8 protein-coding genes are annotated in these 14,277 nt (G+C 61.7%); 3 read left to right on the top strand and 5 right to left on the bottom strand.

The window, feature by feature from the left end; genetic code table 11:
- Positions 1-49: 49 nt before the first annotated feature.
- On the bottom strand, positions 50-1,849 hold the full coding sequence (locus HGSM_RS01530) for a glycoside hydrolase family 3 protein (RefSeq protein ID WP_019146975.1): 1,800 nt from the start codon (positions 1,847-1,849) through the stop codon (positions 50-52).
- 2 nt (positions 1,850-1,851) lie between these two features.
- Positions 1,852-3,129 (bottom strand): MFS transporter, encoded by a 1,278-nt coding sequence (locus HGSM_RS01525; RefSeq protein ID WP_019146974.1) that lies wholly within the window; start codon positions 3,127-3,129, stop codon positions 1,852-1,854.
- A gap of 590 nt (positions 3,130-3,719) precedes the next feature.
- Here HGSM_RS01525 and HGSM_RS01520 point away from each other — a divergent pair.
- Complete coding sequence (locus tag HGSM_RS01520) at positions 3,720-8,702, top strand: endo-alpha-N-acetylgalactosaminidase family protein (protein WP_230197461.1); 4,983 nt, start codon at positions 3,720-3,722, stop codon at positions 8,700-8,702.
- A gap of 172 nt (positions 8,703-8,874) precedes the next feature.
- Here HGSM_RS01520 and HGSM_RS01515 read toward each other — a convergent pair whose 3' ends face one another.
- Positions 8,875-9,660, bottom strand: a complete 786-nt coding sequence (locus HGSM_RS01515) for an ABC transporter ATP-binding protein (RefSeq protein ID WP_019146972.1) — start codon at positions 9,658-9,660, stop codon at positions 8,875-8,877.
- 299 nt (positions 9,661-9,959) lie between these two features.
- On the opposite strand from HGSM_RS01515, the gene HGSM_RS01510 reads away from it, so the two are divergent.
- Positions 9,960-10,325 (top strand): YidH family protein, encoded by a 366-nt coding sequence (locus tag HGSM_RS01510; protein ID WP_019146971.1) that lies wholly within the window; start codon positions 9,960-9,962, stop codon positions 10,323-10,325.
- A 1-nt stretch (position 10,326) separates the two neighbouring features.
- Positions 10,327-10,683, top strand: coding sequence for a DUF202 domain-containing protein (locus tag HGSM_RS13490; RefSeq protein WP_051009547.1), 357 nt, complete (start codon positions 10,327-10,329; stop codon positions 10,681-10,683).
- A gap of 81 nt (positions 10,684-10,764) precedes the next feature.
- On the opposite strand, the gene HGSM_RS01500 is transcribed toward HGSM_RS13490, so the two are convergent.
- Positions 10,765-12,189 (bottom strand): MFS transporter, encoded by a 1,425-nt coding sequence (locus HGSM_RS01500; RefSeq protein WP_019146969.1) that lies wholly within the window; start codon positions 12,187-12,189, stop codon positions 10,765-10,767.
- Positions 12,190-12,386: 197 nt separating this feature from the next.
- The gene (locus HGSM_RS01495) at positions 12,387-14,087 is read right to left on the bottom strand and encodes a 3-ketosteroid-delta-1-dehydrogenase (RefSeq protein WP_019146968.1); all 1,701 of its coding nucleotides are present in this window, start codon (positions 14,085-14,087) and stop codon (positions 12,387-12,389) included.
- Positions 14,088-14,277 lie beyond the last annotated feature (190 nt).

Below are 14,277 nucleotides of genomic sequence, written 5' to 3'. Positions count from 1 at the left end.
AATCGTCGTTCATCAGTTGGGCCGGGTCACCGGTCCTGTGCGTGACGGATCAGAGGGACAGTCCGTGACCAAAACGGTAGACGGGGTCCTTGGTGTCAAATGGGGTGTCGGAGTTAGCCTCCACGACCGCCGCTATGGAGCGCGGCAGGTCGAAGGGCAGGCGGCCCTTCGGCGCGGAAGCGCCGAACAGGACGTCGGCCAGGGCCTCGTCGCTGGCACCATAGTTGGCCACGATGGCAGACGCGCCAGGCGCCTCCTCAGTGCCCTCCGCGAACGGAGTGATGATGGCCGGACGCTCGAGGTAGATGTCCATGATGACTGGCTTGGCCACGCACAGGGCAAGGATGCGCTCGCGCTCCTCGTCCGTGAACTCGAGCGATCCCGCGTGGAAGAACGCCTCAAAGCCCGGACCGCGCTCCTCGAACGGGGTCTTGGCGCGAACGAGAACCACGTCTGCGTCCTCGGCGGAGTCCACAATCGTGGCGTACGCGGCGTAGGCCTCTGCATTGCCACCCTCAACGAACAGCTTGACCTGCTGGTCTCCGGCGAGAGGCAGGTGGGCTGCGCCCTCACTGTTCTTGAGCACGGTAATTGAGGCGCGCTGGGCCGCGAGACCCTTGGCGCGGAATTCCTCGCTGCCCACGATGCGCTCGGCCTCGTCGAGGTCAACGTAACGCTTGTCGTCGAACAGGCCGAGCTCGAACTTCTCGGTGAGCAGGCGGCGCACGGACGCGTCTATGCGATCCTCCGTGAGCGCGCCCTCCGCCACGAGCTCCAGGATCAGGTCGGTGCGCGTTTCGCCACCGAACTGGTCTGCGCCGGCCTCGATGATCTTGAGGGCGCGCTCCTTCTCCGACAGGTGCTCGACGCCCCATGCGCGCGCAGGGAACGGCTGGCCCATGATCTCTACGTCCGAAATCAGGCCCCAGTCGGTGCAGATGATGCCCTCGAAGCCCAGCCTGTTGCGCAAGAGGTCTGTCAGGATTCCTTTGTTGAAGCCGAATCCGACCTCTTCCCATTCGGTGCCGATGGGCATTCCGTAGTACGGCATCATCTGGCGGGTGCCTTCGGCGATGATCGCCTTGAAAGGCTCGAGGTGGAGGTCGAACATGCCACCGGGGTAGACCTGTTCGCGGCCGTACTCGAAGTGGGGGTCTTCTCCATCGAGCTGTGGGCCGCCGCCTGGGAAGTGCTTGGCCATGGCAGACACGGAGGTGGTTCCGAAGCCCTCACCAAACTTGCCGGTGCCCTGGAACCCTCGCACGTAGGCGCAGCCCATGCGTGCGGTCAGAGTGGCATCTTCACCGAACGTTCCGTTGCCGCGTGCCCAGCGGGCCTCTGTTGCGAGGTCGATCTGGGGGTGCAGGGCGGTGCGGATACCCACGGCGATGTACTCGCGGCGTGCGATGTCGCCGAACTCCTCGGTGATGTCCTCGTCGCCGATGGCGGCGAGACCGAGGGTCTCCGGCCACTGCGAGAAGGTGCGGGTCATGAGAGCCGCGGCCGGGTTGTCGGTGAACGCGTGGCGAGGGTCGCTCGAGATCGAGACTGGAATGCCCAGGCGGGTGTTCTCGGCGATCTCCTGCAGCGAGTTGATCCACTGCGCAAACTCACGCGTCGTGTCGGGGGCGCCGAGCACGTTGAAGTGCGAGATCTGCTTGTCCTCGATGAGGCCTCGGGTTGGAGGTAGCCCGAACACAGGGTCGCCCTCGGAGACGGTTCCACCTGGTCCAGGTGCAATCATCTGCTGGAAGAGCTGGCCGACCTTCTCCTCGATGGTCATCCGGGACAGCAAGTCCTCAACGCGCTCAGGGGTTGATGCGGTGGAGTCCTTGTAGAGCTCTGACATGGCTACTTCACTCCCTTGATTCGGTACACGAGGATTCCACCTGCGAGGGCTACGAGCGTACCGAACAGGTACCAGGTCTGGTACCCGCCGAGCGCGGTTGCGCTTCCCGCCGCGATGATCGCTGGCGCGATTGCTGGGGCGATCGACTGAGGCAGCGCGTTGGCGATGTTGAGGACACCGAGGTCCTTGGCCATGTCGTCCTTGTTAGGCAGGGTCTCGGAGGCGAGTGCCTGGTCAACCGACATGAACGAGCCGGCTCCGAAGCCGATGATACCGCCCGCGATGATCAGAACGGTGGTGCTTGGGGCGATCACGATGAGGAACAGGCCAATTGCCATGATGACGCCAGCGGCAGACACGAATGGGCGGCGCTTGCCAATCTTGTCGGACAGAATTCCGCCGAGTGGGCTGGAGATAACCATCGCGGCCATACCCACCACGTTGTAGAGCACGATGAAGCCGGTCACGTCCTTCTCCGACATAGAGAAGTTGTCCATGAGGTAGTACGGAAGGTAGGTGGCGATGCCTGCGTATCCGAACATGACGAGGAACTTGGTCAGCCAGACCCAACCGAAGTCAGGGTGCTTGCGGGGATTGAACACGAACGAGCCAAAGAACTGCCCCACGGAGAGCTTGACGGTGGGAGGTGTGGTGAGCTTGCGGTCCTTGAGGGTGAGCGCAAAGAAGGTTCCGAGCACCAGAGCGAAGAGACCAGGCACCAGGAAGCGAGTCATGTCGGTGGTGAGCTGGTCGGCCATGATCGAGCCGGCGAGGATTGCGAGAGGGGTCGCAAGACCAACGATTCCGGAGACTACACCGCGGCGGCGCACGGGAACCTGGTCAGGCAGGGTCGCTGCGACGGCTGCGAGAGCACCGTTGAAGCTCGCCTGGGCGATGCACCAGCCGATGAGTACGGTGGCGACGTTCTGGGCGATGCCGATGGAAGCAAGTGCGAGGAACCCGCCGAGGACTCCGCCAACGATCCATGGGGCGCGCATGCCCCAACGAGCGGTGGTGCGGTCAGAAAGGCGGCCAACGAGCGGGTTGGCGAAAAGCGCGAAGAGTGCGCCGACGCCGAGGACTAGTCCGAGCGCTCCGTCTTCGCTTCCCGCGGGCACGATGCGCTTGATCTTGAGCGCCATTGTGACCATGACCGGAGTCATGAGCGCGATCATCACGCCGAAGTAGGCGAGCGAGTATGTAGGGATATAGCTCTTGGGCTCGCGTTCGCGAGTTTCGCTGAGGAGCTCGGTGCCCTCTTGAGGGAGCGTCGTGTCCACGTGGACTCCTTTGTCACTGGCAGCCAACTGGTGCTGGCGGCTCGGCGGAATGTTTACTTATGAAGCAAAACCTTAGGCCGTAAGGTTTTCTAGAGTATTGCAGATGTGAGGGCTGTGAAAAACCGAGATGTCCATATGTTGAGATAGTGAGACGTTGGCTGTGCGGTCAATTGCATGAGTGGGTTGCTTATGAGTGCTTCAGTTGTCGGTCTGGCGGATGCGGATGCGGGTGATTCGGTGAGATGTGGCACCAGGGATGCAGCCGGTCAAGCGCATTTCAGGGCAAATGTCCGATTGCTCGAGCGGCTGAGCGATTCGCGAAGCGTCCGGTTGGTGCTGGCTGAAATTGAAAAATGATGATTGAAAATCGTCTATTTGAATCACTATTCTGCAAGCAAGGTGCGCGACCGCGCTCCGAGTACAAACGAAGGACAACGATGTCACCTCAGAACCGAACGCGCGGGAAAACCGAGCGCACGTCGAAGGCCATCCCCTTAACAGGGGCGTCGCTTTCCCTGCTCCTCACTGCAGGGGGGCTTGCTGCACCTGCCACTGCAGCGCCCGAATACACAGAGATCAGCCAAAGCACGATGTCGGTCGTCGACGTCAACTCCGAGGAAAAGATAGGCGAGGGCGTGAACGGCGCCGCAAGCCTAGTGCTTGATGGAGACAAGGCGACCTACTGGCACACCCAGTGGGCTGGCACCATGGTGAAACCACCTCACCACCTCACGGTCAAACTCTCCGACGAGCCGGTGGCGCTCGGCAAGGTAACGCTCACCCCGCGTCAGTCGTCAAACGGATCGGGCCGCGTAAACGAGTACGAACTGTGGACCTCGGCCGACAAGGACTGCACCGCGGACTCGTTCACTAAGGCAGTCAGCGGAAACTTCCCTGGTAACGTTGCGGACTACGCGCTTGGGCGGGACATCGTCCTAGACCAGCCGACCGACGCCACCTGCGCCAAGGTCGTCTACCTCTCGACCTGGGGCGGAAAGGCCGGAGACAAGGAAATCTCCCCGGTTGAGACCGTGGGCTCGCTCGCCGAGTTCCAGGCCTACACAGCCTCCGGAGACGCCGGTCCCATGGACCCAACCGACCCACCAGAGCCGGTTGAACCGCAGCCCACCGAAACCATCACGGACGGCGATCTCGCGGTCGCACTCCACACCGACTTCCCACAGGTTGTGGGCTACGAACTCGGTGGAAAGAGCGCACACGGAAACACTGGCGGGGCAATCAACTCGATCAGCGTCAACGGCAAGGCATTTCCAGCCACATCGTCAAAAATCAGAGTGAATAGCGAGGGGACCAGCGCCAGCTGGGACCTGGGCATCGCTGACCTTGACGTAACGCTCAAAGCTACCGCGAGCGTTACCGACGGCGTGCTGCGCATCGAGCTCTCCGACCTCAAGGACCCAGCCGGAAACGTAGGCCAGATCTCGGTCCCCGGAATGAACCTGGTAACCCTGGACGCGGTGACCAAGGGCGCTAACGTTGCATCGACGACCATGTCCGTGGACCGCACCAAGACTGGCGACCTCTTCGAGTCAGTTGCAGACGCAAAGGCCGGAAACCGCTACGCTTGGCTGGTCGTGCCAACCACCGGCGACCTGTCCTTCGGTATGGAAAACAACGCGATTGCCGACCACACCAGCAAGAACGCGCAGCCAGCAAACGGCGTCAACGCCAAGTGGGTTCGCACGGTAGCAGGCAGCGGAGCGGACAAGACCGTCACGGTCAGCCCCGGCACGTTCACCTGGCTCAGCGGCGCTGCAGCCAAGTACACGCCGTCCATCGGACATGACGAGAACCCATGGATCGAGATAAAGCCGACCCTGGACGCCAACTCCGACAACACCCTGGACTGGCAGGACGGCGCAACAGCACTTAGGGACCTGCGCCACGAAGCACCGGGCATGGAAGACGTGAAGGACACTGTCATCACGCGCATCCCATTCAACATCGTTTCCCAGGCCACCCACCCATTCCTGCGCACGCTAGACGACACCAAGCGTGTCGCTCTGGCCACCGACGGACTTGGCCAGCAGGTGATGCTCAAGGGCTACGAAGCTGAAGGCCACGACTCGGCACACCCCGATTACGCGGGACACTACAACACCCGTGCCGGAGGCCTTAAAGACCTCAAGACCCTAGTCAACGAGGGAGAAGACTGGAACGCGACATTCGGCGTCCACGTCAACACCACCGAGAGCTACTCAGAGTCCTACAACTTCTCCGAGGAACTCATCACCATGCCGCCATCGGCAGCGTGGGGTTGGATGAACCAGTCCTACTACATCGACACCCAGAAGGACCTAGCAACCAACCGCGTCATCGAGCGCTTCCAGGAGTTCCGTGACGAGGTTCCAGAGAACCTGTCGTGGCTCTACATCGACGTCTACTCCCCGGACGGCTGGCAGGCCAAGCGCATCGGCTCCGAGCTGGAGAAGCAAGGCTGGGTGATCGCTTCCGAGTGGGCCGACAAGATCCCAGACCAGAACATCTGGTCGCACTGGGCCAACGACGAGAACTACGGCGGACAGACCAACAAGGGCATCAACTCGCAGATCTTCCGCTTCGTGGACAACTCGCGCCGAGACCTGTTCAACCCAGACCCGATCCTCGGACACTCATCCACGGTTGAGTTCGAAGGCTGGACCGGACACAACAACTACAACGCGTTCATCAAGAACATCTGGGAGCGCAACCTGCCGAACAAGTTCCTCCAGCAGTCCGACATCCGGACCTGGAAGACCGGTGAAATAACGTTCAACAACGGAACCGTTGCAACCTCCCCAGTGACCTCGATTGACGGATGGTCCATCCCGACCAACCGTGAGATCACCTACGACGGCGCGACCGTGTACAGCCAGGGCAAGTACCTGCTGCCATGGGCCGACGGCGACTCCAAGCTCTACCACTACAACCCAGCCGGGGGCGAGACCACGTGGGACCTCACGGACTCGTGGGCAAACCAGGACTCCGTCACGCTGTTCAAGCTGACCGACACCGGACGCGAAAAGGTTTCTGACCTCGCCGTCACCAACGGTTCCGTCGCGCTCGACGCAGAGGCTGGCGTTGCATACGTTCTCTACCCAACGTCGAAGGTTCCTGCTGCACAGGCACCCGACTGGGGCCAAGCAAGCGGAATCGTTGACCCAGGCTTCTTCTCAACCAACCTAGATGCCTACCAGACCACCGGCGACGTCACTGTTGAGCGTTCCAAGCGTGGAAACTACCAAGCGCAGATCAACGCCGGTGAAGGATCGCTCTCGCAGAAGCTGGCCGGCGGAAAGCTGCCTGCAGGCAAGTACAACGCCTCCGCATGGGTTGAGATCCAGCAGGGCAAGGAGCGCGACGTCGCTCTGAGCATCACGGGCGACGGCGTCAAGGCCGTTTCGCACCAGAAGAGCGTTAACGGTACACCAACCACGACGTTCTCGACCACCACGGCGATCAACGCGACCGCGTCCGACGAAAAGGTGGGAACCTACTTCCAGCGTGCACGAGTGGTCTTTGAGACCACGGGCGGCGAAGTGACCTTCACGGTTGGCGCCGGCGAAGGCGACGCCATCGTTTCGGTGGACGACCTGCGCCTGACCGACTTTGTCCCAGCCGAGGCCGGCGCCTCCGAAGACGACAACGTGATCCTGCACGAGGACTTCGAAAACGCTGACACCGGCTACTGGCCGTTCGTCACGGGTGCCACCAACCAGGGCGGCGACGCACGAACCCAGCTCGCTGAGATCAACGCACCGTACTCGCAGAAGGGCTGGTACGGAAAGGACCAGGCCGGCAAGGTTGTTCAGGGCGGAAAGATCCTGGACAACGTCCTGGACGGCACCTGGTCTCTGATGGCACACGAGGAGAACGAGGGCCGCATCCTGCGCACCACCTCGGGAACCCTCTCGCTTGAGGCCGGACACGACTACGAGTTCTCGTTCGACTACCAGAACGGCTATGCCGGCGCCTATGACATGGTCATCGGCTACGACTCAGTCAACGGAACCAAGGCTGCCTCGACCGAGGTCAAGCGCATCCCACTTGGTCAGGTCCGCGACACCGAACGCATGACACAAACCATCAAGGCGGGCACCTGCGGAACGTACTTCGTGGCGTTCGACAAGATGAAGGCTGGTCCACAGACCGACCTCGTCATTGACAACATCACGGTCAAGGACCTCGGCGAGTCCGCCGAACAGCCGGCATGTGCCTCCGCGAAGATCACGGGACCATCCGACATCCGTGACGGTCACACCGCAACCTACACAACCGCGGTCACCGTTCAGGAAAAGGAAGATGTCACCGCACTGACCCAGACCCTCAAGGCCCCTGAAGGCTGGACAATTCTGCGCCAGGACGCTGGCGAGTCCGAGGTCCCAGCCGGCGGAACCGCCACGGCAACCTGGCTGGTTCTGCCTAAGAAGGGCGACACCGCGGGCGAACTGACCTTGGAGTCGACTTACAAGAAACTCGGCTCGAACGCGATCTTCGCGGTCACCTCGACCAAGCAGGTCAAGATCCTATCCACCATCGGTGGGGGAGAGAACTACCTGTCTGACCTGCCGTTTGCCAAGACCCCGATCAACGGTTGGGGCCCTGTTGAGCGCGATCAGGCCAACGGCGAGCAGGGCCAGAACGACGGGCCAAAGCTCAGCCTCAAGGGCGTCGAGTACGAGAAGGGTCTGGGCACGCACGCCAACTCGCGCGTTGAGTTCGACCTGTACGGCCAGTGCACCGCTTTCTCCGCACTTGTGGGTGTGGATGGCAAGCAGAAAGCCGGAACAGTGGTGTTCAAGGTTGAGGACGGCAACGGCAAGGTTCTTGCCGCTCCAACTGCAACGATGAAGCCAACCATGGATCCTGTTGCGCTGACCGCTGACGTCACCGGCGTTGAGCGCTTGGTCCTGATCGTGGATAACGCTGACGGCTCGAACGGAAACGACTGGGCCGACTGGGTCAACGCCAAGGTTGACTGTGTTGACGGCGTCTCGGATCGCGTGAGCGTAACCCCATCGACCTCAGAGGTTGAGCAGGGTACAGCGTTCGACATAGCCCTTGCAGGCTTCGCGCCATCGGCGCCGGTACGTATCGTCGGTAACGACGGCGCTGACCTGGGAACCGTGACCATGGATGAACAGGGTGCTGGCATCCTGGCTATCGCGGTGGCACAGGATGCGCCTCTCGGTGCGTTCGAGTTCCTTGCGCTGCAGGACGCGGCTTCCGGCACCATCGGTGCAGCCGGTTCCGTCACTGTCACGAAGGCTCCTGTGGTTGAGCCGGAGGTTGGCGAGCTGACGCTCCTGACCACCGACTTCGAGCACTCCAAGAAGCCTTCGCTCGTGGCGCACTCCACGGTCTCGGGAACGGGAACCGTGACCGTGAAGCAGGGCAACTACTCTGCAACTGCGCAGTTCACTGCGGTTGCGGGCGAACCGGTGACCGTTTTCCTTGACAAGCCCCTGCCATCGGCAGGCCACTTCAAGGTGAAGGTCAGCCTGACCCCAACTAAGGGCGGCGACGTCCTCACGGTGGATGCCAAGGTCAAGGCAAACCCAAAGGGTAAGTAGCGGTGTGCGGCTACTAACCAACTGATTAACGACGATTCCCTCGCCTTTTAGCGGAAGGCGAGGGAATCGTCGTTTGTCGGTAAGGGCGGCTAGGCCGCCCCAGCGGGCTGGTGCGCAGTTGGGGTCTGTGGTGCCCGGTCGGGGGCTGGTGCCCGACCAGAGGGCGGAGGTTCTACTCCACGCAGCGCAGAGCGCGCACGGCCTCCGGGTATGCTTCGGCGATGTCTCTGGTGGCCTGGTGCTGGGGATCCGTCAGCAGATCGCGGGGAGACCCGGACTCTACAAACACCCCGTTCGACAGCACGTGGACAGTGGGGGTCAGTCGGGAGAGTAGGTTGAGGTCGTGGGAGAAGACCACGAGCCCGATCTCGCGCTCTGCAACAATGTCGCGCAGGCGGGCCGATACCTTGTCCTTGAGGGTTGCGTCGAGCGCGGTCGTGGGCTCGTCGAGCACGAGGACGTCCGGGGCGGTGGTCAGTGCGAGCGCGATAGAGAGGCGCTGGCGCTCCCCGCCTGACATGGTGTGGAGCTTGCGGTCGATGAAGCGTTCCTCGAGGAACATTAGCTCGAGGACCTCCTCGATTGACCTGCCCGAGCCGCGTCCGGTCTTGCGGGCAGCGCGCAACTCATCCTCGACCACGCGCCGCACAGTCAGGGCGGTGTCATACCCAAAGAATCCATTCTGCGCGACCTTGCGCACCGTTGCCTCGTAGCGTTTCTTCTCGCCGAGTCGGAGACGGGAAACAGCCTTGCCGTTGAACGTGAGTCGACCGCCCACAGGCTTGAGCGCACCCACAAGGGCGTTTGCCAGGGTCGTCTTGCCCACACCAGAGGCTCCAGTAATACCCTGCGCCGGAGCGCCCTTGTACACCTCGAGGCTCACTCCGCGGATGTCCGGGCGGGAGGTGTATCCCGCAACGAGGTCCTGCGCGTTCAGGTGACTGGGCTTAGTGCTCACAACAACTCACTTCGTTTCGGTGTATCAGCGTGTAGGTGCCCCCGCGGCGTGCGGTGAAGTGCACGTTCGTCAGGACAACTAACTCTTGGGGCGGGGTCTGTTACGACCTTACCGGGCACCTCGCGAAGTGCCGGCACTTTGACTAACGAACGGGAATGCACGTCTGCTCCCATTTTTCTCAATGACCTTGGAGGAGGAGGAGGGGGAGGGAAGCCTCGAAGTGCGGCCAGGTGCTCCGGAATACGACTTGCCTACACCGCGCCGCGTGCACAGGCTGATCCCCAAGTAACCTGTTGACCATGACGAAGCGTAGGTTTCCAGAGTCCGTGTACGGCGTAGGCGAAGAGCCCGACCCGCGGTTTTCCTTGGCGAACGAGCGGACCTTCCTCTCCTGGATTCGCACGTCCCTCGCGTTTATTGCGGCGGGGCTCGCCCTTGAGGCTCTCAGCGTTCCCGTGTGGCCGACTGCCCGCTACATTGTGACCGCCGTGTTCCTACTGATTGCACTCTTGGTTCCGCTCTATGCGTGGAGTGCCTGGAAGCACAACGAACGGGCTATGCGTCAGGGACGCCAAATGCCTGGTCCACGCCTAGCAATTGTTATTTCGATCCTGACGACCATCGCTGTTGTAGCACTCGCGGTCGGTCTGATTGTGGGCGTATAGCGTGCCGAGTCTCATGCGGCCGGCGGGTGACCCTGTATACGACATCGGACTCGCCGTGGAGCGTACGGCGCTCGCGTGGCAGCGCACGATCCTCGCGCTCGTTGTGGGTTCGGTCGTGGCGGCCCGCTATGTGTCTTACGCAGTGGATGGCCCCGCACCCATCCTCCTCGGGGTGGCTGGCACTGGCCTCGGAATTGTCGCCCTCATCTGGACGCGACGGCGCTACGACAAGATGAGCAGCGACCTCAAAGAGAAGAGGGAGGTGCACCCGGGCGGAGGCGGTCACCTCCTCTTGGTCATGGGCTCGATGCTGTGCCTGTCGGCTCTCTTGGTGCTGTTTGTACTGACCCGCGGCTAAGGCCGCAGCACCTTATTCACGACGATCTTGGTTGCGAACCAGCATCTTCACCGTCCGGGCCCACTCGCTACGACGGCCCGGCTACCTCTTGTGTTCCATGCCCGGCATCAGCTGGGACTTGGTACCACGAATCATGGTGAACGCGATGAGCGCACCCAGAGCGAGTACAACCGCAGAGCTGTGGAATACCGAGTGATACCCCGAAACAAGGTCTGCCGGGTTGTGGGAGCCGGAAGTCACCTCGGCGTAGATCGTGGTGAACACGGCGAGGCCAACGGATGCCCCGATCTGATTGGACGCGTTGCCCGTGGCGGACGCAGCTCCGGCATCGTGCGGGTCCACGCCCAAAAGTGCGAGGTTTTGCACCGGGACGAACAGGAGCGCCATGCCCACGCCGTTGACGATGAGTGCGGGCATGATTTCGGTCCAGTAGGAGCCTCCCACGGTGACTCGAGAGAGGAACACCATCGCGGAAGCAGCGATCAGTGGGCCGGAAATGAGGAAAGGCCGAGGTCCGAAACGAGGGAGCAGCTTGGTCACCACCGGGGCAGTAGCAGAAATCGCGACGGTCTGAACCAGCATGGCCAGGCCAGTGTGAAGAGGCGAGAAGCCGAGAACGATTTGCATGTGGAACGTCAGGTATAGCATTGCGCCGACCATGGTTGCCCCCGCAACCATCTGCAGCAGGAAAGCTCCCCCGCGCGTGCGATTGAGGATGCGCAGCGGCAGCAGGGGGTGCCGGGAGCGTGACTGCCACACAAAGAACCCGATGAGCAGCGCGACGGCTAGTGCGAGGAAAGCCCACACCGAAGCATGGTCCCACCCTCTCTCGGCGAGGGTAAACCCGTACACGAGTGACCCGAGGCCCGCAGTCACCAGTACGGCACCTAGGATGTCGAGCTTGGTGTCTCCGTGGGCTTTGGACTCGTTCAACAGGTAAGCGGCTGCGATCGCCACGGTGATCACGATCGGCACGTTGACCAGCAGGCACCAGCGCCACGAGGCGTACTCGGTGAGCACTCCGCCCATGAGCAAACCGATCGCCGCACCCATGCCCGCAATCGCGCCGAAGATGGCGAACGCGGTGTTGCGCTCACGGCCGTGCGGGAAGGTGATGGTCAATATGGCCAGCGCAGCCGGCGCCATGAGCGCGGCAAAAATGCCCTGAAGTCCTCGGGCGAGGACCAGCTCCGCACCTGTGTGGATCAGGCCGCCGTACGCGGAGGCAGCGCCAAAACCAACGAGGCCAAGGATGTATGTGCGCTTGCGTCCCCAGAAGTCCGCGATACGCCCGCCGAGTAGCAGCAAGGAACCGAACGCCAGCGCGTACGCGGTGACAACCCACTGGCGTTGGACGTCGCTCATGCCAAGCTGAATCTGCGCCTGTGGTAGTGCGATTGAGACGATGGTTCCGTCGAGCACAACAACGAGCTGGGTCATTGCAACGATCGTGAGCACAAGCCACTTTCGCTTGGGGTGGTCGCGGTTCGTCATGAGTGAAGACATGGACATCCGGTCTGTAAGGGCGCGGTTATGGTCGGGCCCAGTGTTCAACCTGTTAGTGCCCGCAGTTCATTCCCTCACCACGACCACTTCTCAGAATGTGGAGCCCTGCGAACACAACAAAGGGTCGAGCCCCAGCGTGTGCTGGGACCCGACCCTATCGTCGATAATCAGCGCGTTAACGCGCTCTTAGTCGGCGCTTAAGCGCGCGACTTGGCATGCTGAGCAGCGATGTAGCCGTAGACGATGCCCTGTCCAATCGTGGCGCCGGCACCTGGGTAACGGTTACCAAACGCGTTTCCAGCGGAGTTACCGATTGCGTAGAGGCCGTCGATGACGGTTCCGTCTGCGCGGAGAACCTGTGCGTTCTCGTTGGCCTTCAGGCCACCACAGGTACCGAGGTCACCACACACGATCTTGACCGCGTACAACGTACCCGAGAGCTGACGCAGGTTCGGGTTCGGGGTAACGGTTGGGTCGCCGTAGTAGCGGTCGTAGGTTGCCTCGCCACGGTTGAAGTCGTCATCGCGACCGGCACGTGCGTAGCCGTTGAAGGTGTTCATCTGCTCAACGAACGCGTCAACTGGAACGCCCATCTTGTTGGCGAGCTCCTGTGGGCTCTCTGCCTTGTGTGCGATTCCAGCCTCGTACCATGCCTCTGGCAGTGGGGTGCGTGGGTAGGAGATTGCGGCGAAGAGGTAGGAGTTCTTGTACTCCTGGTCGAACACGATCCACGTGTCACCAATTGGGTCGCCGTCGAGCTCGCGCTGCAGAACGGTCTGACCGTATGACATGTAGTCGATGGACTCGTTGATGAAGCGCTTTCCGTTGCTGCCAACCATGAATGAACCTGGAAGGGAACGTTCAGCGAGCATGACGCCGGGGCGGCCGCCTTCCTTGGTTGGGGCAACCGATGGGAACCACCAGACCTGGTCCATGAGGGTGATGTCCGCGCCGACCTTCTGGCCTAGCGTGATCGCGTCACCGGTGTTGGACTCGGCGCCGAGTGCCCACTGGCCCTTGAAAGTCTCCGACTGGTACTTCTGCCGCAGTTCAGCGTTGTGGTCGAATCCGCCGGCGGAGAGGATGACACCCTTACGAGCGGTAATGGTGACCTGCTTGCCCTTCTGCTCGGCCTTGATGCCGGTTACTGCACCCTTGGCGTCGGTGAGGATCTCAACAAGTCCGGTCTCGGTCCAGTAAGGGATTCCAGCCTTGATGACGCCCGCGAACATACCTGCTGCGAGTGCCTCTCCACCAGCGGTGAACTCCTTCTTGAGTGCGAGGCCACCGATGCCCTGTGCGGCACGGCCTGCGGCCTTGACGAACCCCTTCTGTGGCACCTTGGCCATGAGGTTCATCCACTTGTAGTCAACACCGGTGACTGGCATTGGGATTGGTGCGCCGAGTGCGGATGGGCGCAGACGTGCACGTTCCGCGCCGAGGATCGCTGCGTTGAAAGGCTTGGACTCAACCGAGCGGCTGCTAGGTGCCGAGCCTGGGAGGTCGGAGTGGTAGTCGGAGTAGTCCTTGCACCACATGAACTCAAGTGGGGTGTTGCGGATCATGACGTCAACGGCAGCTGGTCCGTGCTCGAGGAAAGCCTCCCAGCGCTCCTTTGGAGCGGAGTCGCCAACAACGTTTTCGAGGTAGAGGTGTGCGCGCTTCTGGTCGTAGTCGGCGCCGGAGTCGCGTAGGACCTTGTTGCCAGGGATCCAGAATGCTCCACCGGAGAGTGCGGTGGATCCACCCATGTACTGGGACTTCTCGATGATGAGGGTGCTCAGTCCTGCTTCGTGAGCGGAGAGAGCCGCAGCCATACCGGTGCCGGCACCGACGATGACAACATCAACTTCGATGTCCTTGGCGGGGGTGATGGGTGGAATTGGCTTGTCTGCCATGATCTTTCCTTCTGCCGTGGTTCAGTGGTGAGCCGTCGCCATCGTTGGCGGTGACGTACTCGTCCGGTTGGTCCTATCGTGAGGGAGGACACCTTTCCTACTAAGACTAGTGTCCTATGGAAACTAATTCCAGTGGGTGTATGAAGTTCGCACCTCAGGTAGTCCACGTGATCAGCGGCTCTATGCCGCA

Origin of the sequence: Timonella senegalensis JC301 (genome assembly GCF_000312125.1) — a bacterium.
Classification (GTDB): Bacteria; Actinomycetota; Actinomycetes; order Actinomycetales; family Cellulomonadaceae; genus Timonella; species Timonella senegalensis.
The sequence above is the reverse complement of the archived record's forward strand: the minus strand, read 5'-3'. Positions and strand labels throughout refer to the sequence as shown.

Coding starts and splice junctions, on each gene's coding strand:
- HGSM_RS01510 (WP_019146971.1), top strand. CDS start 9,960: ATGACGAAGCGTAGGTTTCCAGAGTCCGTGTACGGCGTAGGCGAAGAG.
- HGSM_RS01520 (WP_230197461.1), top strand. CDS start 3,720: ATGTCGGTCGTCGACGTCAACTCCGAGGAAAAGATAGGCGAGGGCGTG.
- HGSM_RS01530 (WP_019146975.1), bottom strand. CDS start 1,849: ATGTCAGAGCTCTACAAGGACTCCACCGCATCAACCCCTGAGCGCGTT.
- HGSM_RS01495 (WP_019146968.1), bottom strand. CDS start 14,087: ATGGCAGACAAGCCAATTCCACCCATCACCCCCGCCAAGGACATCGAA.
- HGSM_RS01500 (WP_019146969.1), bottom strand. CDS start 12,189: ATGTCTTCACTCATGACGAACCGCGACCACCCCAAGCGAAAGTGGCTT.